Genomic DNA, 23,173 nt, shown 5'->3' with positions numbered 1-23,173 from the left:
TAATTACTTAGCTAATTTACACATTAGCTTCGCGGGGTGGGCGGCTCTAATTCTCTTCGATCACACCGTAGCGCTCGGCGAACGGTGTCATCAGTCGGGCCAGGTCACCGGCCACATCGTGATCCGCCTCGGGGGGCATGGAGACGTAGCTCATCGCCAGCCGCACGATCGCGCGCGCGAGCACGCCGGCATCCTCGTCACTGGCCTTCATCCAGCTGTTCTGGAACGTGCCGGTCAACCGATCCGAGCACCGGCTGATGATGGGACCGCTTCCGGTGGTGATGATCTGCAGCAGATCGGGCTTCGAGGCTCCGGTCAGCAGCGAGATCACCAACGGATCGGCGGCCGAGTCCACGAAGAACGAGCGGAAGCCTTCCAGGAACGCGGCATGCACGTCACCGACGTTGTGGTTGATCGCGTCGTCGACGGCGTCGACCAGCCGATCGGCCAGCCGCATGGCATATCCCTCGGCCAGGCCCTGACGTGACCCGAACTCGTTGTAGATCGTCTGCCTGCTGACGCCCGCGGCCTGGGCCACGTGCGACAGCGTGATCGCCGACCAGTCCCGGGTCAGCAGCAGATCGCGCATCCCGTCGAGAATCGAATCGTGCAGCAGCACCCTCGACGCCTCTGCGTACGGGATGCGTTGCTTGTCACGCGGACGACTCACACGCGCGACAATATCGCTTCCCGCCACAGAGCAGGCCGCTGTCACGGCCGGGCGACCTCCACCATCTCGAAATCGGACTTGGCCGCACCGCAGTCCGGGCAGCTCCAATCGTCGGGAATGTCGTCCCAACGGGTACCCGGGGCGATGCCGTCCTCCGGCCAGCCCTTCTCCTCGTCGTACTCGAATCCGCACTGCACGCACACGTACAACTTGTAGTCATTCATCGCGAAACCTCCACACTCTCGAAATCAACCTTCTCCCGCACCGCGCAGTCCGGGCAGCACCAGTCATCGGGCACGTCATCCCACGGCGTGCCGGCCGGAAAGCCTTCGCGCGGTGCGCCTTTGGCTTCGTCGTACACGTAACCGCAGCCGGGGCAGCGATAGGCGCTCATTGCGCGGCTCCAGCCGCTCCGTAGCGGGCCAGGACCTTGTCGCGCAGCCGGGGCTGGATGTTGACGCGCGTGATGTCGCCGTCGTAGTGCTCGAGCACCCGGTGGTCCATGACCTTGCGCCACAGCGGCGGCAGGTACGTCAACCCGATCAGCGAGGCATAGCCACTGGGCAGGTTGGGCGCGCCATCGATGCTGCGCAAAGTCTGGTACCGGCGTGTCGGGTTCGCGTGATGATCGCTGTGCCGCTGCAGGTGATACAGGAACAGGTTGGTCACGATGTGGTCGGAGTTCCAGCTGTGCACGGGCGCGCACCGCTCGTAGCGACCGCTCGGCGTCTTCTGCCGCAGCAGACCGTAGTGCTCCAGATAGTTCACCGACTCCAGCAGGCTGAACCCGTAGACGGCCTGGATGAGCATGAACGGGATCACGCCGACGCCGAAGATCGCGATGAGCACACCCCAGAACACCACCGACATCGCCCACGCGTTCAGCACGTCGTTCGACGGATGCCACGGCGACTTGTTCTGCCTGCGCAACCGCTGCGCCTCCAACTCCCACGACGACTTCAGGCTGCCGAACACGCTGCGCGGCAAGAACTCCCAGAACGTCTCACCGAACCGGGCCGATGCCGGATCCTCCGGAGTGGCCACCCGCACGTGGTGCCCGCGGTTGTGCTCGATGTAGAAGTGGCCGTACCAGGTCTGCGCGAGCGTGATCTTCGACAGCCAGCGTTCGAGCGAATCTCGCTTGTGGCCCATCTCGTGTGCGGTGTTGATGCCCACCCCTCCGAGCACCCCCACCGACAACGCGACACCGATCTTGGCCGGCCAGCCCAGGCCGCCCTCGAATCCCAGCCAGCTCAGGTCCGATGCCGTGAACAGATAGGCGCCCAGGACCACGCTGGCGTATTGGAACGGGATGTAGACGTACGTGCAGTACCGGTAGTACTTGTCGTTCTCCAGCTGCTCCATGACCTCGTCCGGCGGGTTCTGGCCATCCGGGCCGAACCGCAGGTCCAGCAGCGGCAGTAGTACGTAGAGCAGGATCGGGCCGATCCAGAGCGGGATCTGCGCAGCGATGTGCCACCCAAGCTGATTGAACGCCCACACGAGCGGCAGCACCACGAACATCGCCGTCGGGGCGATCAGGCCCATGAGCCACAGGTGCCGCTTCTTGTCACGCCATTGCCGGACCTCCGACGCGCCCGGGTTGCCTGAAAGTTCCGCCACCACGTCAAGCCTCCTTATGTGAGAGCCATCACTGCAATGACTTGACTATAGGACGGCATATGTCTTCTGTCTAGACACGAAGGCGGTATTTGTAAACGACCGATGTGCGCACGGTCACACGGGCGGGCGAAAAAGAACCGAGCGATCCCGAGTGTCAGACCGTCGTCGTGACGTCGCGGTTGGCCAACACCGAGTGCCGGCGACCGTAGACCGCGTACACGACGACGCCGATCGCCATCCAGATGAGGAACCGGATCCACGTCACCCCGGTCAGGTTGAGCATCAGCCACACGCACGCGATGATCGCGGCGATCGGCAGCAGCGGCACCCACGGTGCCCGGAACCCACGCGGCAGGTCAGGGCGGGTACGGCGCAGCACGATGACGCCGGCCGACACCAGCACGAACGCGAACAACGTGCCGATGTTCACCATCTCCTCGAGCTTGCCCATCGGGAACACCGATGCGGCGACCGCGACCAGAACGCCGACGATCACCGTGATACGTACCGGCGTCCCGTGCCGGCCGGTGGTCGCCATCTGACGCGGCAGCAGTCCGTCGCGCGACATCGCGAACAGCACCCGCGTCTGACCCAGCATCAACACGATCACGACAGTCGTGAGCCCTGCCAGCGCGCCGATCGAGATGACCTTGGCGGCCCAGTGCACGCCGTTGAGTTCGAATGCCGTGGCGAGGTTGGCCGAGGCACCGTCACCGCTCTTGAGGTCGAGGTAGGACACCATGCCGGACAGCACGACCGCCACCGCGACGTAGAGCACCGTGACGATCGCCAGCGAGCCGAGGATGCCGCGCGGCACATCCCGTTGCGGGTTCTGCGTCTCCTCAGCCGTGGTGGCGACGATGTCGAACCCGATGAACGCGAAGAACACGATGGAAGCCCCGGCCAGCACGCCGTACCAGCCGTAGTGGCTGCCCTCGGCGCCCGTCATCAGCGAGAACAGCGACTGCTCGGCGCCGCCGGCGCCTTCGCCGGCCCCCTCACCGGGCGGTATGAACGGCGAGTAATTGGCCGCCTTGATGTAGAACGCGCCGACGACGACCACGAGCAGCACCACCGAAACCTTGATGATGGTGATAGCCAGGCTGAAGTGCGCCGACAGCTTGGTGCCCATCGCCAGCAGGTAGGTGACGAAGGCGATGATCAGCAGCGCTCCCCAGTCCAGTGTCAGGCCGCCGAACTCGGCGGTACCGCCGCCGAACCCGAACACCGTGCCGAGATAGCTCGACCAGCCCTTGGCCACGACCGCCGCGGCGACCGCGAACTCGAGGATCAGATCCCAGCCGATGATCCAGGCGACGAACTCACCGAAGGTCGCGTAGGAGAACGTGTACGCGCTGCCGGCGACCGGCACGGTCGAGGCGAATTCCGCGTAACACAGCGCGGCGAGACCGCAGGCAATCGCAGCAATGATGAACGAGATCGAAATCGCGGGTCCGGTGAGGTTGCCGGCGGTCGAGGCGGTGATCGTGAAAATACCCGCGCCGATCACCACAGATACGCCGAAAACGGTCAGGTCCCACCAGTTCAGATCTTTTCGCAGCCGCGTCGACGGTTCATCGGTGTCAGCTATCGACTGCTCGACGGACTTGGTGCGCCATCTACCGTTCATAATTTACGTCGCCTTCCATTCGTGCCCGCTTCACGTCATGTTCCCACTACGGTGGCGGTCGATGAGTAGGACACGAGAACTCGCCTCCGACCATGCCGTCGTCATCGGAGGCAGCATCGCCGGCCTGTGCGCGGCCCGGGTGTTGTCGGATCACTTCGACCAAGTGACGCTCTACGAACGCGATGAATTACCCGATCAACCCGTCAACCGCAGCGCGATCCCCCAGGGGCAGCACGTCCACCTCCTGATGGCGCGAGGGGCCCAGGAACTCGAGAAGATCTTTCCCGGGCTCCTCGACGAGATGGCTGCGGCCGGCGTACCGGTCGTCGAGAACCGCCCCGAGTCGATTCACTTCACCGCCGCCGGTCACGTGCTCGGCACCGGCCGAACCCTCGAGTCCAATTTCACCGCGTACGTGCCGAGTCGCGGTCAGCTGGAATGGCAGGTGCGCAAACGCACCCTCGCGTTGCCCAACGTGACCGTCGTGCAGAACGGGGTCGTGCAACCGCAGTTCGATCCGGCCGCCGAACGGGTGACGGGCCTGCTCCTCGACAACGGCGAAACCGTGTCCGCCGACCTCGTGGTCGACGCGTCCGGCCGGGGCAGCCGCCTGCCGGTGTGGTTGGAGGAGTGGGGCTACGAGCGTCCGCGCGAGGATTCGGTGAAGATCGGTGTGACGTACGCGTCGCACCGGGTGCGGATCCCCGACGGGATGATCGCGGAGAAGATGGTTCTGGTGAGCGCCTCGCACGACGAGGGCCTCGGCATGGGCATGCTGTTCCACGAAGACGGCATCTGGACCGTGACGGCGTTCGGCGTCGCCAAAGCCGAACCACCGCAAGACTTCGCCGGTATCTGCGCGCAGGCCGACACGACCGTGCCGCCGCACATCAGTGCGGCACTGCGGGCCGGTGAGCCCGTGGGCGAGATGGCATTCCACCGCTACCCGGTGGCCAAGTGGCGGCGCTACGACAAACTGCACCGGATGCCGGCAGGCATCTTCCCGTTCGGCGACGCGGTGGCCAGCCTCAACCCCACGTACGGCCAGGGCGTGACGATGACGGCGCTGCAGGCCGGCAATCTGCGCAGTGTGCTGGCGAGCGGCCGCCAGAATCTCATCAGGCGTCTCGCGTACAGCACCGCGCGGTCGACGTATCCGGTGTGGCTCATGAACGCCGTCGCCGACCACATCGCGCACGGCGCCGAAGGCGACAAGCCGCGGTGGTACCGGCCGATGTACGGGCTCTTCGATCAGTTCCTCGGCGCCGCCGAGACGGATCCTGTTCTGGCCGAATGGTTCCTACGGCGAACCAGCCTGCTCGACAGCCTGTACCTGGCACCGTCACCGCGCCTCATCGGGCGGGCGATCCGGACCAACATGCGAGCGTTCCTGGCCGAGCGGGGCGGGCCGGGCAAGCAGGACGAGGAGATCCTCGCCACGCTCTGAGCCGCTGCCGGGCTAGATTCCGACGGTCACCCGGAACAGCTTGGTCGGCTCGTCGGCGGTCAGCCGGATGGGACCGTCGTCAGCAGCCACCCACGCGGCCGCACCCCGCTCGAGGGTCAGCCGCCCGCCCTTGCTGTGCACGACGGCCGCGCCCTCGGTGCACAGCAGCAGCTGGGGTCCGTCATGGCGTGACTGGGCGTCGATCTCGTGGCCGAGATGGTCGCCGTCGACGCACAGCACCGACACCGCGAATTCCGGAGCCGGGGTCTGGTAGATGAGTTCGGTTCCGTCCCTGACGATTTCGGGACGCAGTCGATCTTCCGGGGTTGGGGTGAAATCGAGCACCCGCAGGAGTTCGGGCACATCGACGTGTTTGGGCGTCAGTCCGCCGCGCAACACGTTGTCGGAGTTGGCCATGACCTCGACGCCCACGCCGTGCAGATAGGCGTGCAGATTGCCTGCGGGCAGGTACAGGCCTTCGCCCGGCTGCAGGCTGATGCGGTTGAGCAACAACGACGCCAGCACACCGGCATCGCCGGGGTAGCGCTCCCCGAGCTCGAGCACCGTCTTGGCTTCCGCGGCGAATTTCTTCTTGCCTGAGCGGATGTATTCGATCGCGCCGTCGAGCACCGCGGGAACCAGCACATCCAGATCGGGCTGCGGCGCGGTGATCCACGTGGTGAACAACGCACGCAGGCCGTCACCGTCCGACTGGCCGGACAACAGATTGATGAAGGGGTCGAGGTCCGAGACGGCCAGCGCGCGCATCAACTCGACCGTGCGCTCCACCGGACGGAAGCCGGCTAGTGCGTGGAATTGCCCTAGCGCAACCAGTAATTCAGGCTTGTGGCTGCGATCGCGGTAGTTACGCGTCGGCGCGGAGACGGGTATCTCCAGGCGGTCCTCGCGCTCGAAGCCCTCCTGCGCCTGCTGTGCGCTCGGATGGGCCTGCAGTGACAACGGTTCGTCGGCTGCCAACACCTTGACGAGGAACGGCAGCGCATCTCCGAACCGAGCAACGGTGGTGGTGCCGAGCTGCCCCTCCGGATCGTCGTGCACGGCCTCCAGCAGCGACTGTTCGCCGTGCTCGTTCTGCAGCCAGGCCGGATCCCCCGGATGCGCGCCGAACCACAGCTCGGCCTCCGGATGCACTGTGGGACTTGGCCTTCCAGTGAACTCGGCAATCGCGGTCCGCGAACCCCACGCATAGGTTCGCACCGCTCCCCGTAGCAGATGCACTTCGTTAACCTCGAACCAGTTTCAGATAGACGGCGGCCATCTCCAAGCGAACCGCCATGATCGCCAGTTGTTGTTCGGGACGCCCCATCGGAAGGGCCGTTCCGGCAAGCTCGGGAACGTCTTCGGCGCCGATCACGGAGATGTCGTCGAAACCACCGATCCGGGCCGCCACATTGGGTCGTTCGACATCGGTGCTCACCACGAACGTGCGCATTCGGCGCGGCAGCGGTCCGTCGATCTGTTCGTCGTGGAACAGCGATCGTTCAGCGCCTGAGCCGGCCGATCGGGTCGCCCCGCTCCCCTCCGCCGCCAGCACATCGGCCAGGCCGGCCGCGGCCACCACCTCCCCGGCCACCCGCAACATCGTCGCCGCCCCGTGCCGGGCCAGCGCGAGCGTCGCCGCGGTGTCGCCGGCGAGGACGACGTCATATCCGGACATCCGGTCTGCCAACGTCTTGGCGGGGTTCGTGAACAACTCTCGACCCGCGCTGTTGCGCAGCGCCTCGGCATCCAGTTCATCTGCCAGCGCCGCCAGATCGACACGGATGCCCGCGTCCAGTACCTGCAGGACGGCCAGGCCGGCGGCCAGGTATCGCGTCAAACCGAAATCGTCGGGCACCCACAGTCGCGGAGCCAATGCCACCGCGCGTCCGGCCGTGACATCGCGCAACGGGCCCTCGTACGGACCCACCACGAGCACCCGGGCACCACGCCGGACCCCGGTGGCCGCGGCATTCACCAGCGCCGGATCGCCCGGATCGTCACCTGCGACGACCAACACATCGAGCGCACCGATCCACGGCGGGGTCTCGGCCGCGACGACAATCGGGGTCGCGACCGATCCACCGAGCGCGGCGGCCAGCATCGCGCCCGCGGTCTCGGCGACTCCGCGGCCGGCCACCCAGATCACCGTGCGCGGTGGATGGTCGGACCGCAGTGGTTCGAGCGTCCCCTCCGAAAACGCGGCGGCAGTCGCCCGAACCTGCGCACCGGCCATGGCCGCCGCGCGAAGCAGACCGTTACGGTCGGCGGCGAGAAGTCCGTCGCCGTCGTCGAGATCCACTGCGGCGTCGACGGCGTTCACGTCGCCACCTCACTCACCGTCCGGATCTGGGTGGCGACCTTGTCCACGATCGCCTCGACGTCCTCGGCGGTGCGTGCCTCGACGTTGAGTCTCAGCAGCGGTTCGGTGTTGGAGGTACGCAGGTTGAACCAGCTGCCGCCGCCCAGATCGACGGTCACGCCGTCGAGATGGTCGATCGAGTGGATGCCGGAGCCGAACGACTTGAGCACCGCGTCCACACACGCCGCCGCATCGGCGACGGTGAAGTTGATCTCGCCGGAGGCCTCGTATCGCTGATAGTCGGCCATGATCTCCGACAGCGGTCGCTCTTGTTCGCCGAGCGCGGCCAGTACGTGAAGGGCGGCCAGCATGCCGGAATCGGCACCCCAGAAATCACGGAAGTAGTAATGCGCCGAATGCTCCCCGCCGAAGATCGCACCGGTGTCGGCCATCAGCCCCTTGATGTAGGAATGCCCGACTCGGGACCGCACCGGCGTACCGCCGCGCTCGACCACCAACTCGGGAACCGCGCGCGACGTGATCAGGTTGTGGATGACCGTCGCGCCAATCTCGCGGGTCAGTTCACGCGCGGCCACAAGCGCGGTGACCGCCGAGGGCGACACCGGCCTGCCGAGTTCGTCGACCACGAAACAGCGGTCGGCGTCGCCGTCGAACGCCAGACCGATGTCGGCACCCGTCTCCAGGACGTAGGCCTGCAGGTCGACCAGGTTGGCCGGATCCAGCGGGTTGGCCTCATGGTTGGGGAACGTCCCGTCCAGCTCGAAGAACAGCGGCAGCACGGTGGCGCCGGCGATCGGACCCAGCACCGCGGGCGTGGTGTGGCCGGCCATGCCGTTGCCCGCGTCGACCGCGATGCGCAGCGGTCGTAATTCACTGAGATCGACCAGCGAGCGGAGGAATTGGCCGTAGTCGGCCAGCACGTCGCGGTCGGTGACGGTGCCTGCCGCGCCGTGATGGGCCGGCACTCCGTTGATCACCTCGTCGGCGATGACCGACAGGCCGGTGTCCTTGCCCACGGGCTTGGCCCCGGCCCGGCACAACTTGATGCCGTTGTAGGCGGCCGGGTTGTGGCTCGCGGTGAACATCGCCCCCGGGCAGTTCAACTTGCCGGAGGCGAAATAGAGCTGATCGGTGGAGGCGAGGCCGATCCGGATGACGTCGAGCCCCTGGGAAGTGACGCCTTCGGCAAACGCCGCGGACAGCGATGGCGAACTGGATCGCATGTCGTGTCCGATCACGACCTGTTCGGCACCCTCGGCGCGAACCAAGCGGGCAAACGCGCCGCCGACATCAGCGACGAAGGCGTCGTCGAGCTCCGTGCCGACCAAGCCGCGGACGTCATAGGCCTTGATGACACTGTGAACAGCCGCTGCTGGCCGAGACATAGAACTCCTTGTGAAACGGGATCGTTGGCGCCAGCCTAACCGTCTTGCGGCAACAACACGCTCACTACTCTTGGCCCGACCGGCTTCTACTCATTGAGGTCGGGCAACACCCGCAGGTGGCCACGTCGCCGCCCGTTCGATTCCGGCGGCCGCGCCGTCGGGGCCATGACTGCGCCACCGCTGACTCCGGTGGCGGGATCGGAGAACCCGGCAACCACACCGCCCCGCGGTACGGTGCCGGCCTGGCCCTCCCGAACCGCGTCCGCGAGCGCCACCAGATCGTCTTCATCGGGGTGCGTCGGCAGCGGGCCGGCATGGCGCACGAGCTCCCACCCGCGCGGTGCCGTGATGCGGCTGGCATGCCCGACGCACAGGTCCCAGGAATGCGGTTCGGAGACCGTGGCCAGTGGACCGACGACAGCTGTCGAGTCCGAATAGACGAAGGTCAGCGTCGCCACGGCATAGTGCGGGCACCCGGGCCGGCAGCAGCGACGGGGAACATTCACGCACCAGAGATTATCTTGGTCGATCGCCGCACGCTGCCGGACACGCGCAGCCGCGGGGCGCCCGATCCCGAACCGTTACGATCGTGCCCGTGGCCCAGCGGAACCATTGGCGATCTCGGCGCGGCCGCGACATCCGCGGTCCGCTGCTGCCGCGGTCGGTCCCCGGCTGGCGCAGCCGGGCCGAGCGGTTCGACATGGCGGTGCTGGAGGCCTACGAGCCGATCGAGCGTCGGTGGGCCACCCGGGTCAACGCGCTCGACGTCGCCGTTGACGAGATTCCGCGGATGTCCCCGAAAGATCCGGACAGTGTGCAGTGGCCACCGGAGGTGGTGGCCGACGGTCCCATTGCGCTCGCCCGGCTGATACCCGCCGGCGTGGACGTCAGGGGAAATTCGACCCGGGCGCGAATTGTGTTGTTCCGCAAGCCCATCGAGCGCCGGGTCAAAGGATCCGATGAGCTGGCCGATCTACTGCATGAAATCCTGGTGGCCCAGGTGGCCACCTATCTTGGCGTCGAACCCTCGGTCATCGACCCAACGATCGACGACGAGTGACGCTGCGGCTCAGATGATGCCGCGCTTGAGGCGTCTGCGTTCCCGCTCTGACAAACCTCCCCAGATTCCGAAGCGCTCATCGTGTGCAAGCGCGTATTCCAGGCAGGCGTCGCGAACTTCGCAACCCTGGCAGATGCGCTTGGCCTCGCGGGTAGACCCGCCCTTCTCCGGGAAGAAAGCCTCCGGGTCAGTCTGCGCGCACAGGGCGCGTTCCTGCCATTGGTCATCTTCGGTTGCCGGATCAACATCAATTTCATCGGGAACCAAACTCAGTTGGGGACGTCCGGTTGCCCCCATCGGTGTCGGCCCGGTGTTGATGTGCGGTGCGTTGTCTACCGAGCCGAGTAGCCGGCCGTCAAACCGGACCACACGATCGAAATCGCCGCTCTCATAAGACATATCCCCCGCCTCCTCACTCGGTCTCGTAGATCCCTCAGTGGAGCCCACTATTGTGATGTGCGGCCATTTCATTCGAACAAATGATCGAATCTCGGTCCGCGACACCGGAATCGGTCACCAACCGAAAAATGACACTGCTGTGATTACACACGTGTTAGCTGCTGGGGTCAAGCGCTGGAACAGGAATTCATACCATCCCGTGATGTCAAATCGGCGCGTCGCAACCTCGGCGTGTCCTGCCCGTGACGACGTCGTTTCCGTGCGCGGCCCCTCAACGCCTAATGTCGGTCGTTGTGAAGATCACCGTTCTGGTCGGCGGCGTCGGTGGCGCACGGTTTTTGCTGGGCGTGCAGAACCTGCTACGGCTTGGAAGCTTCTCCGACGACCCCGGCAACCCCGGCGAGCACGAACTCACGGCGATCGTGAACGTCGGCGACGACGCCTGGATGCACGGCGTCCGTATCTGCCCCGACCTCGACACCTGCATGTACACCCTCGGCGGCGGCATCGATCCGGAACGAGGCTGGGGGCATCGCAACGAAACCTGGCATGCCAAAGAGGAACTCGCGGCCTACGGGGTCCAACCGGACTGGTTCGGCCTCGGTGACCGTGACCTGGCCACCCACCTTGTCCGCAGTCAGATGCTGCGGGCCGGCTATCCCCTGTCCCAGGTGACCGAGGCGCTGTGTAAGCGCTGGTCACCGGGGGCCCGACTGCTGCCGGTCACCGACGACCGCAGCGAGACACACGTCGTGATCACCGACCCGGCCGACGGCGAGCGCAGGGCCATCCACTTCCAGGAATGGTGGGTGCGCTACCGCGCCAAGGTGCCGTCGCACAGCTTCGCGTTCGTCGGGGCCGAGCAGGCAACCGCGGGCCCCGGCGTAACCGAGGCCATCGCCGAAGCGGACGTCGTGTTGCTGGCGCCGTCCAATCCGGTCGTCAGCGTCGGCCCCATCCTGCAGATACCCGGAATCCGCGGAGCGCTGCGTTCGACCGCGGCCCCCGTCATCGGCTACTCGCCCATCATCGCGGGAAAACCGTTGCGCGGCATGGCCGATGAGTGTTTGTCGATCATCGGCGTCGAGTCCACGTCGGAAGGCGTCGGCCGCTGGTTCGGCGCGAAGTCGGGCACCGGGATACTGGATGGCTGGCTGGTACACGAAGGCGACCATGCCGAGATCGAAGGCGTCGAGGTTCGTGCCGTACCGCTGTTGATGACCGATCCCCCCACCACCGCCAAGATGGTCCAGGCCGGGCTCGCCATCGCCGGAGTGACACTGTGAACATGCACGGCTCGGCCGCGGCGACTGGCGAGCACGGCTCGGCCGACCGCGTCGAGATCCTCCCGGTTCCCGACCTGCCGGAGTTCCGTCCCGGCGACGATCTGGCCGGCGCCCTCGCCGCCGCGGCCCCGTGGTTGCAAGACGGCGATGTGCTTGTTGTCACAAGCAAGGTGGTGTCGAAGTGCGAGGGGCGGATCGTGGTCGCCCCCTCCGATCCGGAAGAGCGGGACACGCTGCGGCGCAAGCTCATCGACGACGAGGCTGTTCGAGTGCTCGCCCGCAAGGGCCGCACGCTGATCACCGAGAATGCCATCGGCCTGGTCCAGGCGGCCGCCGGTGTCGACGGCTCGAACGTGGATTCCACCGAACTCGCCCTGCTGCCCGTCGATCCCGATGGGAGCGCCGCGGCGCTGCGGGACGGATTACGTGACCGACTCGGCGTGACGGTGGGCGTAGTGATAACCGACACCATGGGTCGCGCATGGCGTAACGGCCAGACCGACTTCGCAATCGGCGCAGCCGGTTTGACGGTTCTGCACGGCTATGCCGGCGCCCGCGACCGGCACGGCAACGAACTTCTGGTCACCGAGGTCGCGGTGGCCGACGAGATCGCCGCCGCCGCCGACCTCGTGAAGGGCAAGCTGACCGCGATCCCGGTGGCAGTCGTGCGCGGCCTGCACCTGCCCGACGACGGATCGACGGCGCACACGCTGGTGCGTGCGGGCGAGGACGATCTGTTCTGGCTCGGCACGGCCGAGGCAATCCAATTGGGCCGCAGCCAAGCTCAGCTCCTGCGCCGGTCGGTACGCAGGTTCAGCGCCGAGCCGGTGCCCCACGAACTCATCGAGGCCGCCGTCGGCGAGGCGCTCACCGCACCGGCACCCCATCACACCCGCCCGGTGCGCTTCGTCTGGGTGCACGACACCGCGACGCGCACCCGGCTGCTGGACCGGATGAAGGACCGCTGGCGCGCCGACCTCGCGGGTGACGGCAGAGCGCCCGAGGCGGTCGAGCGCCGAGTCAGCCGCGGCCAAATACTCTACGACGCACCCGAACTGGTGATTCCGTTCTTGGTTCCGGACGGTGTGCACAGCTATCCCGACGAGGCGCGCACCGCGGCCGAACACACGATGTTCACCGTCGCGGTCGGCGCGGCGGTACAGGCGCTGCTGGTCGCCCTGGCGGTGCGGGACGTCGGCAGCTGCTGGATCGGCTCGACGATATTCGCCGGCGATCTGGTCCGTGCCGAGTTGGACCTGCCCGACGACTGGGAGCCGTTGGGCGCCATCGCGATCGGTTATCCGGATGAGCAACAGCCGCCACGCGACCCGGTACCCACGGATGGGCTGCTGCTGTACCGATGAGCTTGCACACCTCCGCCGTCGATGTGCTGACCCATTGGCGGACAACCGATCCCGCGCAGGATTCGCTGCGCCACGCCGTGTTGTCGTTTTTGGCCGCCCGGCCAGATGCCTGCTTTCGGGAATGCGCGCCCGGGCATATCACCGCATCGGCACTCGTCCTCGACCACACCGGAACACAGACCTTGCTCACGCTGCATCCGCGGTTCGGCCGGTGGCTGCAACTCGGCGGGCACTGTGAGGCCGGCGACGCCGATGTGCACGCCGCCGCACTGCGCGAAGCCGCCGAGGAGTCCGGGATCAGCGGGTTGACCATCGATCCGGAACTGGCCGCACTGCACGTGCATCCGGTGAAGTGCTCACTGGGTGTACCAACCCGCCACCTCGACCTGCAGTTCCTGGTACGGGCCCCGGAGGGCGCCGAAATCACCCGCAGTGACGAGTCTTTGGACCTGCAGTGGTGGCCTCTTGACGCGCTGCCCGCCGACACGGACTTCGGTCTGGCCCAGCTTGCGCGAGCCGCCGACGGACGCTAGACGTCCGTCGAGTAGCGGATGCCGCCGTCGGGAATCGCCACCCCGGGCCACACCCTGGCACCGCGCAACAGCTCGCAGCGGGCTCCGATGTCGGCGCCGTCGCCGATCACGCCGTCGCGGATCAGTGCGCGCGGCCCGATCCTGGCGCCGAAGCCGATGATGGAGCGTTCGATCACCGCACCGGCCTCGACGCGCACGCCGTCGAAGATCACCGCACCGTCGAGCCGGGCTCCGGCACCGATCTCGGCGCCGCGACCGATCACGGTGCCGCCGATGAGCAGCGCGCCCGGCGCGACCGCCGCGCCCTCGTGGACGAGCGACTCACCGCGGTGGCCGTTGAGTGCAGGCGAGGTTGCGATGCCGCGCACCAGATCGGCCGAACCGCGCACGAAGTCCTCGGGGGTACCCATGTCGCGCCAGTACGACATGTCGACGTATCCGCAGACCCGCAAGCCGTCGGCCAGCAGGCCGGGGAACACCTCGCGTTCGACCGAAAGCGCCCGCCCCCTTGGCAGTTTCTCGATCACCGCCCGCTTGAACACGTAGCAGCCCGCGTTGATCTGATCGGTCGGCGGATCCTGCGTCTTCTCCAGGAACGCCGTGACGAGACCGTCGGGATCGGTCGGCACGCAGCCGAACGCGCGCGGATCGCCGACCCGGACGAGGTGCAGCGTGACATCGGCACGATGCTCGTCGTGCGCTTCCAGCAGCGCGCCGAGGTCGGCGCCCGACAACACGTCGCCGTTGAACACCATCGCGGTGTCGTAGCGCAGCTTGTCGGCGACGTTGGCGATGGCCCCGCCCGTGCCGAGCGGCTCGGTCTCGGTGACGTATTCGATCTCCAGCCCGAGTTCGGAGCCGTCACCGAACGCGTCCTCGAAGACCTCGGCCTTGTACGACGTGCCCATCACCACGTGCTTGATGCCCGCCGCCGCGATCCGCGACAGCAGATGCGTCAGGAACGGCAGCCCGGCGGTGGGCAGCATCGGCTTCGGTGCCGAGAGTGTCAGCGGCCGAAGCCGGGTGCCTTGACCGCCGACCAGTACGACGGCATCCACTTCGCCAGGATTGATCCCCGGATTTGTCACTGCAACGCCCCCCTCTTCGACTGCATACGCCGAGACTTCCCGACCACCAGCCCCGCGCGTACGGCCAACGCCCCCCGGATCGTCCACCGCAGCGGCGCTTGCCATACCGCGGGGTACCGATCTGCCAGGAAAGTGTATGTGCTGCGGTGATGGGCGGCCAGGTTTCGCGCCGGGTCGCGACCGGTGGAGTGGCCCTTGTAGTGCAGCACCTCCGCGGACGGCACATAGATGTTGGCCCAGCCCGCCCGGCCGAGCCGGTCGCCGAGGTCGACGTCTTCCATGTACATGAAGTAGCGCTCGTCGAATCCGTCGATCGCATCGAACGCCGCCCGGCGCAGCAAAAGACACGAGCCGGACAGCCAGCCCACCGGACGTTCGCTGGGCTCTTCGCGCTCCTGACGGTAGGCCGCGGTCCACGGATTGGATTTCCAGAACGGGCCGACCACCGCGTGCATGCCACCCCGGACGAGGCTCGGCTGATGCCGCGCGGACGGGTAGACCGAACCGTCGGGGTCGCGGATCAGCGGACCGAATGCGCCCGCCTGCGGCCAGCGGTCGGCGGCTTCCAAAAGCAGGTCGATCGAATGGGGCCCCCACTGCACATCGGGGTTGGCCACCACGAAGAACTCTGCGCAGTCGGTGTCGGGCGAGATCTCGGCCGCCGCGCGGTTGACCGCGCTGCCGTAACCGAGATTGGCGCCGGTGCGCAGCAGACGCACGTTCGGGTAGCGCTGCTCGGCCTCTTCGGGCGCGCCGTCGGTGGAGCCGTTGTCGGCCATGATGACCGTCACCGGTCGTTCCGTCGCCAACGACAACGACGCCAGGAACCGGTCCAGGTGCGGCCCAGGCGAGTACGTCACCGTCACCACCACGAGCGGGCGGAGGCCTTCCTCAGTCACGGCGTAGAGGGTAGCGGGCCGTCAGCGGACGCCGCCGTGACCGCCGCGACCAACGCCTCGCGCCAGGGCCGTAGCGGGGTGAGCCCGGCCGACACCGATCGCTGGGTCGACAGTGCCGAGTACGACGGCCGCGGTGCCGGCCGCGGGTGCCGGTCGGTACCCACCGGCCGGACCCGGTCCGGGTCCGCGCCGACCGCCTCGAACGTTGCCCGGGCTTGATCGAAGCGACTCGCCGCACCCGCGTTGGCGGCATGCACGACGGTCGCGTCCACCTCGCCGTCGGCGACCTGCAGCAAGGCCGTGACCAGGTCACCGACGTACGTGGGCGACCCGATCTGGTCGGCGACGACGTCGACCTGCCGGTCCTCGGCCGCGAGCCGGCGCATGATTGCCACGAAGTCGCCACCATCGGCCCCCTCGTACACCCACGCGGTGCGCACGATGTGCGCATCGGGCTTGGCGGCCAGCACGGCCCGCTCCCCCGCGAGCTTGGTGCGGCCGTAGACACTGACCGGTCCGGTCGGGTCGTCGACCTCGTAGGGCGTGTGACGGTCGCCACCGAATACGTAGTCGGTCGAGATGTGCACCAACCCGGCTCCGACCGCCGCACAGGCCTCGGCCACATTCCCGGGGCCGACGGCGTTGACCGCGTGTGCCCTGGCCTCGTCGGCCTCGGCGGCGTCGACCTGCGTGTAGGCCGCGCAGTTGATCACCACGTCGCCGGCAGCAACGAAATGCCGTACCGCGCCCGCGTCGGTGATGTCACATTGCGCCGAGGTCAGCGCCAGCACGTCGCGACCCTGCTGACGGGCCTGATCAGCCAATACTCGCCCGACCAAGCCGCCTGCCCCGGTGATGACAATCCGTTGCGACATGCGACCGAGTCTGGCACGCCGGTCCGCGTTACCCGGCTCACGTGCACCCCGCAAGTAGCCTGGGCAGGTGCCGATCCACCTACTCCGAACCATTGCTGTGGCCGCAGCGTCAGCCGTGGTGCTCGGGACAGGTGTGGCCTGGACCCAGATCCGCTCGTTCGAATCAGGCATCAACCACATCAGTTCGCCGGCCCTCGGCGAGGGTGGCGAGGACGGCGCGATCGACATCCTGCTGGTCGGGATGGACAGCCGCACCGATGCGCACGGCAACCCGCTGTCCGCCGAAGAACTCGCGACGCTGCGAGCCGGTGACGACGTGTCGACCAACACCGACACGATCATCCTGATCCGCATCCCCAACAACGGGAAGTCGGCCACGGCCATCTCCATTCCCCGTGACTCCTACGTCGAGGCGCCGGGGTGGGGAAAGATGAAGATCAACGGCGTGTTCGGCGACGTGAAGCTCGACCGGATGAAACAACTCGTCGAGGTCGAGGGTGAAGACCCCGCCACCGCCGAACCCAAGGCCGTCGAGGCAGGCCGCGAGGAACTCATCCAGACCGTCGCGAACCTCACCGGCGTCACCGTCGACCATTACGCCGAAATCGGGCTCCTGGGCTTTGCGCTGATCACCGACGCCCTCGGTGGCGTCAACGTCTGCCTGAAAGACGCCGTCTACGAACCCCTTTCGGGTGCCGACTTCCCCGCGGGCTGGCAGAAACTCAATGGCCCGCAGGCGTTGAGCTTCGTCCGGCAGCGCCACAACCTTCCCCGCGGCGACCTCGACCGCGTCACCCGTCAGCAGGCCGTGATGGCGTCGCTGGCCCACGAGGTGATCTCGAGCAAGACACTGTCGAGCCCGGCCACGCTGGGACGGTTGCAGAACGCGGTCCAGCGGTCGGTGGTGATCTCCGACGGTTGGGACATCATGGATTTCGCCGATCAACTGCAGAAGCTCGCGGCGGGCAACGTGGCGTTCGCGACCATCCCCATCCTGCGCGAGGACGGCTGGAGTGACGACGGCATGCAGAGCGTCGTGCGGGTGGATCCCACCGAGGTCCACGAATGGGTTTCGAGCCTGCTGCAGGATCAGGACGAGGGCAAGACCGACGAGATCTCGTACTCGCCGGACAAGACCACCGTTGAGGTCGTCAACGCGACCGACATCAACGGCCTGGCCGCCGCGGTGTCGCATGTGCTGACCACCAAGGGCTTCACGCCCGGCAGCACCGGCAACCACGAGGGTGCTCCGCTGTCCGGCAGCCAGGTGCTGGCCGCCAAAACCGATGACCTTGGCGCTCAGGCGGTTTCGAAGGATCTCGGCGGCCTGCCGGTCAACGAGGATTCGTCGATTCCGGCCGGCTCGGTGCGGGTGGTCCTCGCCGACGACTACACCGGTCCCGGTTCCGGGCTCGACGGCAGCGATGTGACGCTCGGAGCGGTCGATCCGGCCGCCGCCGACACGGGCGGTGCGACCGATACGGGCGAGGCCCCACCACCGCCCTCACCGGTGCTCACCGCGGGATCCGACGACCCGGAGTGTGTGAACTGACGACGACAGTTTCCGCCGCAGTGCTCGACCCGCTGTTGGCGTCGGACCCCGCGGGCCCGCGGATCACCTACTACGACGACGCCACCGGCGAACGCATCGAGCTGTCGGCCGTGACGCTGGCCAACTGGGCGGCCAAGACCGCCAACCTGTTGCGCGACGAGATGGGCGCAGGCCCCGGGACCCGGGTGGCCGTGCTGCTGCCTGCGCACTGGCAGACCGCGGCCGTGGTGTTCGGCGTGTGGTGGATCGGCGCCGAGGTGGTGCTGTCCGGTGCCGCCGACATCGCCCTGTGCACGCGTGACCGACTCGACGAGGCCGACGACGCGGTGAGCGGCGGCGAGGTCGCGGTGCTGTCGCTGGACCCGTTCGGTAAACCGGCCGCCGACCTGCCCATCGGTGTCACCGACTACGCGACCTCGGTCCGGGTGCACGGCGATCAGATCGTTCCCGAGCGTCAGCCGGGGCCCGCCCTCGACGGCCGGTCGGTCGCCGATGTGCTGTCCGCTGCCCACACTTCGGCAGCCGCACAGGAATTCACCGGCGCCGATCGCGTGCTGTCGACGGCAGCCTGGGATGACCCTGACGCGTTGGTGGCCAACCTGCTCGCGGTCTTCGCCGTGGGCGCATCCCTCGTGCAGGTCGCCAATCCCGAATCCGGCGCGCAGGAGCGGCGCCGGCAAATGGAGAAGGTCACCCGCGGCTGACGCCGCGCAGTTGGTCGTTCACACCCGCTTCTCAGGTTTTTGCAGTACCTTTGGTCACGTTCGTGACATGTTCGCGAGACCGAACCATGCGGTTTTTCGCACCGGATGGTTCACCACAGCCAACATCACCACAAGTGACTCAGGACCCCGATGGGCTCGACCCTAGCCGCGATCATCACGTTACTGGGACTGCTCGGATGGCACCTGCGAACGCGCCGCCACCCGAGCTGGTCTGTCAGTTCCGATGCGCGGTTCTACATCTACAGCGGCTACCCGCTCGTGGCCATCGCGGTGTTCTGGTTGACGAAGGCGACCACCGGAACCGATTGGGAATGGGTGATCGGCAACGTGTGGGCGTTCGCCGCGATGGTGATGTTCGTGCGCGGGTTCAACGCACTCAGCGTGACGACCGCACAGCAGTACACGACGTCGCGCACCATCGAGTCCATCGAGAAGACACGCGAGACCAACGGCGCGCAGACCCGGCGACCCGACTAGATACCCCTCCGGCGAGCAGACGCGCAGGTACCCAAAAACCGCGTTTCGCGGGTACCCGCGCGTCTGCTCGTGAAGTTACTTGAGCAGCGCGCGGCTCATGACGACGCGCTGGATCTGGTTGGTGCCCTCATAGATCTGGGTGATCTTGGCGTCGCGCATCATGCGTTCGACCGGGAAGTCGGCCGTGTAGCCGGCCCCGCCGAACAGCTGCACGGCATCGGTGGTGACCTCCATGGCGATATCGGAGGCAAAACACTTCGACGCCGCCGAGATGAACCCGAGATTGCCCTCGCCGCGCTCGGCGCGGGCCGCGGCGTGATAGACCATCAACCGCGCGGCCTCGAGCTTCATCGCCATGTCGGCGAGCATGAACTGCACGGCCTGGAAATCACTGATCGCCGTGCCGAACTGCTTGCGCTCCTTGGTGTAGGCGATCGCCGCATCCAATGCGCCCTGTGCGATACCGACCGCCTGCGCCCCGATCGTCGGACGCGTGTGATCCAACGTCGCCAGTGCGGTCTTGAAGCCGGTGCCCGGCTCACCGATCATCCGGTCCCCCGGCACGCGGCAGTTCTCGAAATACAGCTCGGTGGTGGGGCTGCCCTTGATACCGAGCTTGCGCTCCTTCGGGCCGACCGAGAAGCCCTCGTCGTCGATGTGCACCATGAACGCCGAGATGCCGTTGGCGCCCTTGTCCGGGTCGGTCACCGCCATCACCGTGTACCACGACGACTTGCCGCCGTTGGTGATCCAGGCCTTGGTGCCGTTGAGAATCCAGGCATCGCCATCGGCCTTGGCGCGCGTGCGCATACCGGCCGCGTCACTGCCCGCCTCGCGCTCGCTCAGCGCGTAGGAGGCCATCGCCTCACCCGACGCGAGCGACGGCAGCACCTTCTTCTTCAGATCGTCCGAGCCGCGCAGGATCAGGCCCATCGTGCCGAGCTTGTTAACCGCGGGGATCAGCGACGCCGACGCATCGACGCGCGCGACCTCTTCGATCACGATGCAGGCCGCCACCGAGTCCGCGCCCTGGCCGCCGTACTCCTCGGGCACGTGCACCGCGTTGAACCCCGACGCATTCAGCGCATCCAACGCCTCCTGAGGGAACCGCGCCTGCTCGTCGACCTCAGCGGCATACGGGGCGATCTCCTTCTCGGCCAAGGCCCGGATCGCCGCACGCAGCTCCTCATGCTCCTCCGGCAACTGGAACAAATCGAAAGACGGATTACCGGCCCAACCAGCCATGGTCATCTCCTCAGCGCTCGTGGCTCTCTTGGTTCATCGTTGCCCGGGCTGCACACCGAGTACATGCCCTGCTACCTTTGGTACTCAGTACCATAGCATCGGCACTCAGTACCCAAGGGAGAATGCACGTATGCCCAGCCTTCCAAGCACCCGGGAGCGCCTGGTGGCCGCGGCATTCGACCTGTTCGAAGAACGTGGATACGAGGCGGCCAGCGTCGATGAGATCGCGGCCCGGGCGCAAGTGGGGCGCACCACCGCATTTCGCCAGTTCGGATCGAAAGAAGCCTTGATCTTCCCCGATCACGAGGCATTGCTGCGTCGCGCCGACGAGAGACTGTCGACGGTGCCCGCCGATGCGCTTCCTGCCGAAGTCATCGCGGTGGCAGCCTCGGTGTTCGAGCACTACCTCGCAGAGGGCGAACGTGCCAGGACGCGGTACCGGCTCACCCGGTCCGTACCTGCCCTGCGCGACTTCGAAACGGCCGTGGTGTCGCGATATGCCCGGCTGTTCACCAAACACCTGCGATCCGCGAAGACCGAGGATTGGACCGCGGATCTGCGCGCAGAACTATTCGCCAACGCCGTCGTCGCCGCACACAACCACGTTCTGCGCCGCTGGCTGCGCGGCGACGCGACCAACCCGCGGTCGGACCTGGCCGAGGCACTGGCCGCGACATGGCCGATCTACCGCGGCGGCGGCGGCCGCACCGCGGTTGTCGTGATGTCGACCGATGAACCGATCGAGTCCCTGACACCCCGACTTCGCGAGCTGATCGGGGATTGACTCCGCAGGCCGCTTAGCCGTCGCCCAACAGGCGATCGCGCAGGGCCGCGTCCTTGGCCAGCACCATGGCTTCCAGGTCGGCCTGGAACTTCACCATCCGCGCCCGCAGCCCGGCGTCGGCGGAACCAAGGATGCGCACGGCCAGCAAGCCCGCATTGCGTGCTCCGCCAATGGAAACTGTGGCCACCGGCACCCCCGCCGGCATCTGGACGATCGACAGCAGCGAGTCCATACCGTCCAGCCGGGCCAGCGGCACCGGTACGCCGATCACCGGCAGCGGTGTCGCCGAGGCCACCATGCCCGGCAAGTGTGCCGCGCCGCCCGCGCCTGCGATGATCACCTCGATGCCGCGGTCGGCCGCGGTCTTCGCGTAGTCGAGCATCCGGCCGGGTGTCCGATGCGCCGAGATCACGCCGACCTCGAACGGCACCTCGAACTCGGCAAGCGCCTCGGCGGCATCCGACATCACCGACCAGTCGCTGTCGCTGCCCATGATCAACCCGACCCGCGCGGCCGCGTTACTCGCCATGTTCATCCCATCCATCGGTCCACTCCGCATGCGAAAGCCAGTGTGCGGCACGGACTGCCCGCTCCCGCAGATCGGCCATGTCCGTCCCGATCACGTTGACGTGTCCGATCTTGCGACCGGGCCGCTCACCTTTTCCATAGAGATGTACCTTGGCCTCGGGCATGCGCGCGAACAGATGGTGTAGCCGTTCGTCCATCGACATCTCGGGAGTCTGGGGGGCGCCGAGCACGTTGGCCATCACCGCGGCAGGCGCGATGGCCGCCGTATCGCCCAACGGGTAGTCGAGGACGGCGCGCAGGTGCTGCTCGAACTGGCTCGTCACCGCCCCGTCCATGGTCCAGTGCCCGGAATTGTGCGGTCGCATGGCCAATTCGTTCACCAGCAGGTCGCCGCCCGTGGTCTCGAACAACTCGACCGCGAGCACCCCGACCACGCCCAACTCGTTGGCCAGGCGCAGCCCGAGTTCCTGTGCGGCTGAGCCCAATTCGTCAGACAGTCCGGGTGCGGGCGAATAAACCTCGACGCAGATCCCGTCGCGCTGCACGGTTTCCACCACGGGCCAGGCCGCGCCTTGCCCGAACGGCGAGCGTGCCACCAGCGCGGCGAGTTCGCGACGCATCGCGACGCGTTCCTCGGCCAGCAGCGCGACGCCGTCGGCGAGGTAGCGCTCGACGATCTCGCGGGCTTGCGCGAGGTCGTCGGCCATCATGACGCCCTTGCCGTCGTAGCCGCCGCGGACGGTCTTGATCACCACCGGGCCGTCGATGAGCCGCACGAACTCCTCGATGTCGGCGACCGACCGAATGTCGGCGAACCGCGGAACCGGCGCGCCGAGATCGTGCAGCCTGCGTCGCATCAGCAACTTGTCCTGGGCATGCACGAGCGCCTGCGGAGGCGGCGCGACCGTGACGCCCTCGGCCACCAATTGCTCCAGGTGCTCGGTGGGGACGTGCTCGTGGTCGAACGTCAGCGCGGAGGCGCCCGACGCCGCCCGGCGCAGCGCGTCGAGGTCGGTGTGCTGCCCGATGACGACGTCGGGGGTCACCTGGGCAGCGGGTTCGTTCGGTCCGGTGGCCAGCACCCGCAGAGTCTGGCCGAGTGCGATCGCCGCCTGATGAGTCATCCTGGCGAGCTGACCGCCACCGATCATCGCCACGACCGGTGGTTGCTTGGGAGTAGTCGGCACGCCGTCCATCGTTTCATGCCGCTCGCTCATGCCAATCGTGTCCTCACCGTGACCGGCGCATTGACCTGCGGTTAAGGTGGGGCTGCGCAGCGA

Annotated in this window: 25 protein-coding genes; 9 read left to right on the top strand and 16 right to left on the bottom strand. The window is 67.1% G+C overall.

The window, feature by feature from the left end; translation table 11 throughout:
• Positions 1–46: 46 nt before the first annotated feature.
• The 5 genes from alkX to AWC31_RS27010 all read right to left on the bottom strand — a co-directional run bounded on the left by alkX (position 47) and on the right by AWC31_RS27010 (position 3,923).
• Positions 47–670, bottom strand: coding sequence for a TetR family transcriptional regulator AlkX (gene alkX, locus AWC31_RS27030; RefSeq protein ID WP_085147140.1), 624 nt, complete (start codon positions 668–670; stop codon positions 47–49).
• Positions 671–711: 41 nt separating this feature from the next.
• A complete protein-coding gene (locus AWC31_RS27025; RefSeq protein WP_067854649.1) occupies positions 712–894 on the bottom strand; it encodes a rubredoxin in 183 nt (60 codons plus the stop codon).
• Positions 891–1,064, bottom strand: a complete 174-nt coding sequence (locus AWC31_RS27020) for a rubredoxin (protein ID WP_085147138.1) — start codon at positions 1,062–1,064, stop codon at positions 891–893. Before AWC31_RS27020 ends, AWC31_RS27025 begins: the two co-directional genes overlap by 4 nt.
• Positions 1,061–2,218 carry an alkane 1-monooxygenase gene (locus tag AWC31_RS27015; protein ID WP_267312683.1) on the bottom strand — a complete coding sequence of 386 codons (1,158 nt, stop codon included), beginning with the start codon at positions 2,216–2,218 and terminating at the stop codon, positions 1,061–1,063. The genes AWC31_RS27020 and AWC31_RS27015 overlap by 4 nt, the downstream gene beginning before the upstream one ends.
• Positions 2,219–2,447: 229 nt before the next feature.
• Positions 2,448–3,923, bottom strand: coding sequence for an amino acid permease (locus AWC31_RS27010; RefSeq protein ID WP_085147134.1), 1,476 nt, complete (start codon positions 3,921–3,923; stop codon positions 2,448–2,450).
• A gap of 61 nt (positions 3,924–3,984) precedes the next feature.
• On the opposite strand from AWC31_RS27010, the gene AWC31_RS27005 reads away from it, so the two are divergent.
• Entirely contained in the window at positions 3,985–5,370 is a 1,386-nt protein-coding gene (locus tag AWC31_RS27005; protein ID WP_085147132.1) for an FAD-dependent oxidoreductase, read from the top strand.
• 12 nt (positions 5,371–5,382) lie between these two features.
• Here the strand turns inward: AWC31_RS27005 and manA are convergent, their stop codons facing one another.
• The 4 genes from manA to AWC31_RS26985 form a co-directional block, all read right to left on the bottom strand.
• A complete protein-coding gene (manA, locus tag AWC31_RS27000; RefSeq protein ID WP_085147130.1) occupies positions 5,383–6,609 on the bottom strand; it encodes a mannose-6-phosphate isomerase, class I in 1,227 nt (408 codons plus the stop codon).
• Between the two features lie 4 nt (positions 6,610–6,613).
• Positions 6,614–7,693, bottom strand: a complete 1,080-nt coding sequence (locus AWC31_RS26995; protein ID WP_085147128.1) for a TobH protein — start codon at positions 7,691–7,693, stop codon at positions 6,614–6,616.
• Positions 7,690–9,078: a phosphomannomutase/phosphoglucomutase gene (locus AWC31_RS26990; RefSeq protein WP_085147126.1), complete on the bottom strand. Its 1,389-nt coding sequence runs from the start codon at positions 9,076–9,078 to the stop codon at positions 7,690–7,692. Before AWC31_RS26990 ends, AWC31_RS26995 begins: the two co-directional genes overlap by 4 nt.
• Before the next feature lie 86 nt (positions 9,079–9,164).
• Complete coding sequence (locus AWC31_RS26985; RefSeq protein ID WP_067854682.1) at positions 9,165–9,584, bottom strand: DUF3499 domain-containing protein; 420 nt, start codon at positions 9,582–9,584, stop codon at positions 9,165–9,167.
• Positions 9,585–9,715: 131 nt separating this feature from the next.
• Here AWC31_RS26985 and AWC31_RS26980 point away from each other — a divergent pair, with 131 nt between their 5' ends.
• On the top strand, positions 9,716–10,138 hold the full coding sequence (locus AWC31_RS26980; RefSeq protein ID WP_067854757.1) for a metallopeptidase family protein: 423 nt from the start codon (positions 9,716–9,718) through the stop codon (positions 10,136–10,138).
• Between the two features lie 9 nt (positions 10,139–10,147).
• Here the strand turns inward: AWC31_RS26980 and AWC31_RS26975 are convergent, their stop codons facing one another.
• Positions 10,148–10,537, bottom strand: coding sequence for a WhiB family transcriptional regulator (locus AWC31_RS26975; RefSeq protein ID WP_067854759.1), 390 nt, complete (start codon positions 10,535–10,537; stop codon positions 10,148–10,150).
• 293 nt (positions 10,538–10,830) lie between these two features.
• On the opposite strand from AWC31_RS26975, the gene cofD reads away from it, so the two are divergent.
• From cofD to AWC31_RS26960, 3 genes are read left to right on the top strand one after another with little or no spacing between them, the layout of a single operon-like run.
• Positions 10,831–11,823, top strand: coding sequence for a 2-phospho-L-lactate transferase (gene cofD / locus AWC31_RS26970; RefSeq protein ID WP_085147366.1), 993 nt, complete (start codon positions 10,831–10,833; stop codon positions 11,821–11,823).
• 2 nt (positions 11,824–11,825) lie between these two features.
• Positions 11,826–13,187, top strand: coding sequence for a coenzyme F420-0:L-glutamate ligase (locus AWC31_RS26965; RefSeq protein ID WP_085147124.1), 1,362 nt, complete (start codon positions 11,826–11,828; stop codon positions 13,185–13,187).
• On the top strand, positions 13,184–13,720 hold the full coding sequence (locus AWC31_RS26960) for an NUDIX hydrolase (protein WP_085147122.1): 537 nt from the start codon (positions 13,184–13,186) through the stop codon (positions 13,718–13,720). Before AWC31_RS26965 ends, AWC31_RS26960 begins: the two co-directional genes overlap by 4 nt.
• Here AWC31_RS26960 and manB read toward each other — a convergent pair.
• From manB to rfbD, 3 genes are read right to left on the bottom strand one after another with little or no spacing between them, the layout of a single operon-like run.
• On the bottom strand, positions 13,717–14,793 hold the full coding sequence (manB, locus tag AWC31_RS26955; RefSeq protein ID WP_207626442.1) for a mannose-1-phosphate guanylyltransferase ManB: 1,077 nt from the start codon (positions 14,791–14,793) through the stop codon (positions 13,717–13,719). The two genes, AWC31_RS26960 and manB, sit on opposite strands and share 4 nt — an antisense overlap.
• An 11-nt stretch (positions 14,794–14,804) precedes the next feature.
• Entirely contained in the window at positions 14,805–15,707 is a 903-nt protein-coding gene (locus tag AWC31_RS26950) for a glycosyltransferase family 2 protein (protein WP_085147120.1), read from the bottom strand.
• The gene (rfbD, locus tag AWC31_RS26945) at positions 15,704–16,582 is read right to left on the bottom strand and encodes a dTDP-4-dehydrorhamnose reductase (protein WP_085147118.1); all 879 of its coding nucleotides are present in this window, start codon (positions 16,580–16,582) and stop codon (positions 15,704–15,706) included. Before rfbD ends, AWC31_RS26950 begins: the two co-directional genes overlap by 4 nt.
• Before the next feature lie 67 nt (positions 16,583–16,649).
• Here rfbD and AWC31_RS26940 point away from each other — a divergent pair, with 67 nt between their 5' ends.
• The 3 genes from AWC31_RS26940 (at position 16,650) to AWC31_RS26930 (ending at position 19,336) form a co-directional block, all read left to right on the top strand.
• Complete coding sequence (locus AWC31_RS26940; RefSeq protein ID WP_085147116.1) at positions 16,650–18,134, top strand: LCP family protein; 1,485 nt, start codon at positions 16,650–16,652, stop codon at positions 18,132–18,134.
• A complete protein-coding gene (locus AWC31_RS26935; protein WP_234817009.1) occupies positions 18,122–18,838 on the top strand; it encodes a TIGR03089 family protein in 717 nt (238 codons plus the stop codon). The genes AWC31_RS26940 and AWC31_RS26935 overlap by 13 nt, the downstream gene beginning before the upstream one ends.
• 150 nt (positions 18,839–18,988) lie before the next feature.
• Positions 18,989–19,336 (top strand): hypothetical protein, encoded by a 348-nt coding sequence (locus tag AWC31_RS26930; RefSeq protein WP_067854699.1) that lies wholly within the window; start codon positions 18,989–18,991, stop codon positions 19,334–19,336.
• A gap of 75 nt (positions 19,337–19,411) precedes the next feature.
• On the opposite strand, the gene AWC31_RS26925 is transcribed toward AWC31_RS26930, so the two are convergent.
• Positions 19,412–20,581 carry an acyl-CoA dehydrogenase gene (locus AWC31_RS26925; protein WP_085147362.1) on the bottom strand — a complete coding sequence of 390 codons (1,170 nt, stop codon included), beginning with the start codon at positions 20,579–20,581 and terminating at the stop codon, positions 19,412–19,414.
• A gap of 130 nt (positions 20,582–20,711) precedes the next feature.
• Here AWC31_RS26925 and AWC31_RS26920 point away from each other — a divergent pair, with 130 nt between their 5' ends.
• Positions 20,712–21,365, top strand: coding sequence for a TetR/AcrR family transcriptional regulator (locus AWC31_RS26920; protein WP_085147114.1), 654 nt, complete (start codon positions 20,712–20,714; stop codon positions 21,363–21,365).
• 13 nt (positions 21,366–21,378) lie between these two features.
• Here AWC31_RS26920 and purE read toward each other — a convergent pair whose 3' ends face one another.
• Positions 21,379–21,894, bottom strand: coding sequence for a 5-(carboxyamino)imidazole ribonucleotide mutase (purE, locus tag AWC31_RS26915; protein WP_207626430.1), 516 nt, complete (start codon positions 21,892–21,894; stop codon positions 21,379–21,381).
• The gene (locus tag AWC31_RS26910) at positions 21,884–23,089 is read right to left on the bottom strand and encodes a 5-(carboxyamino)imidazole ribonucleotide synthase (protein ID WP_085147360.1); all 1,206 of its coding nucleotides are present in this window, start codon (positions 23,087–23,089) and stop codon (positions 21,884–21,886) included. Before AWC31_RS26910 ends, purE begins: the two co-directional genes overlap by 11 nt.
• Positions 23,090–23,173: the final 84 nt, after the last annotated feature.

The organism is Mycolicibacterium wolinskyi (assembly GCF_002101965.1).
GTDB lineage: Bacteria > Actinomycetota > Actinomycetes > Mycobacteriales > Mycobacteriaceae > Mycobacterium > Mycobacterium wolinskyi.
The sequence above is the reverse complement of the archived record's forward strand: the minus strand, read 5'-3'. Positions and strand labels throughout refer to the sequence as shown.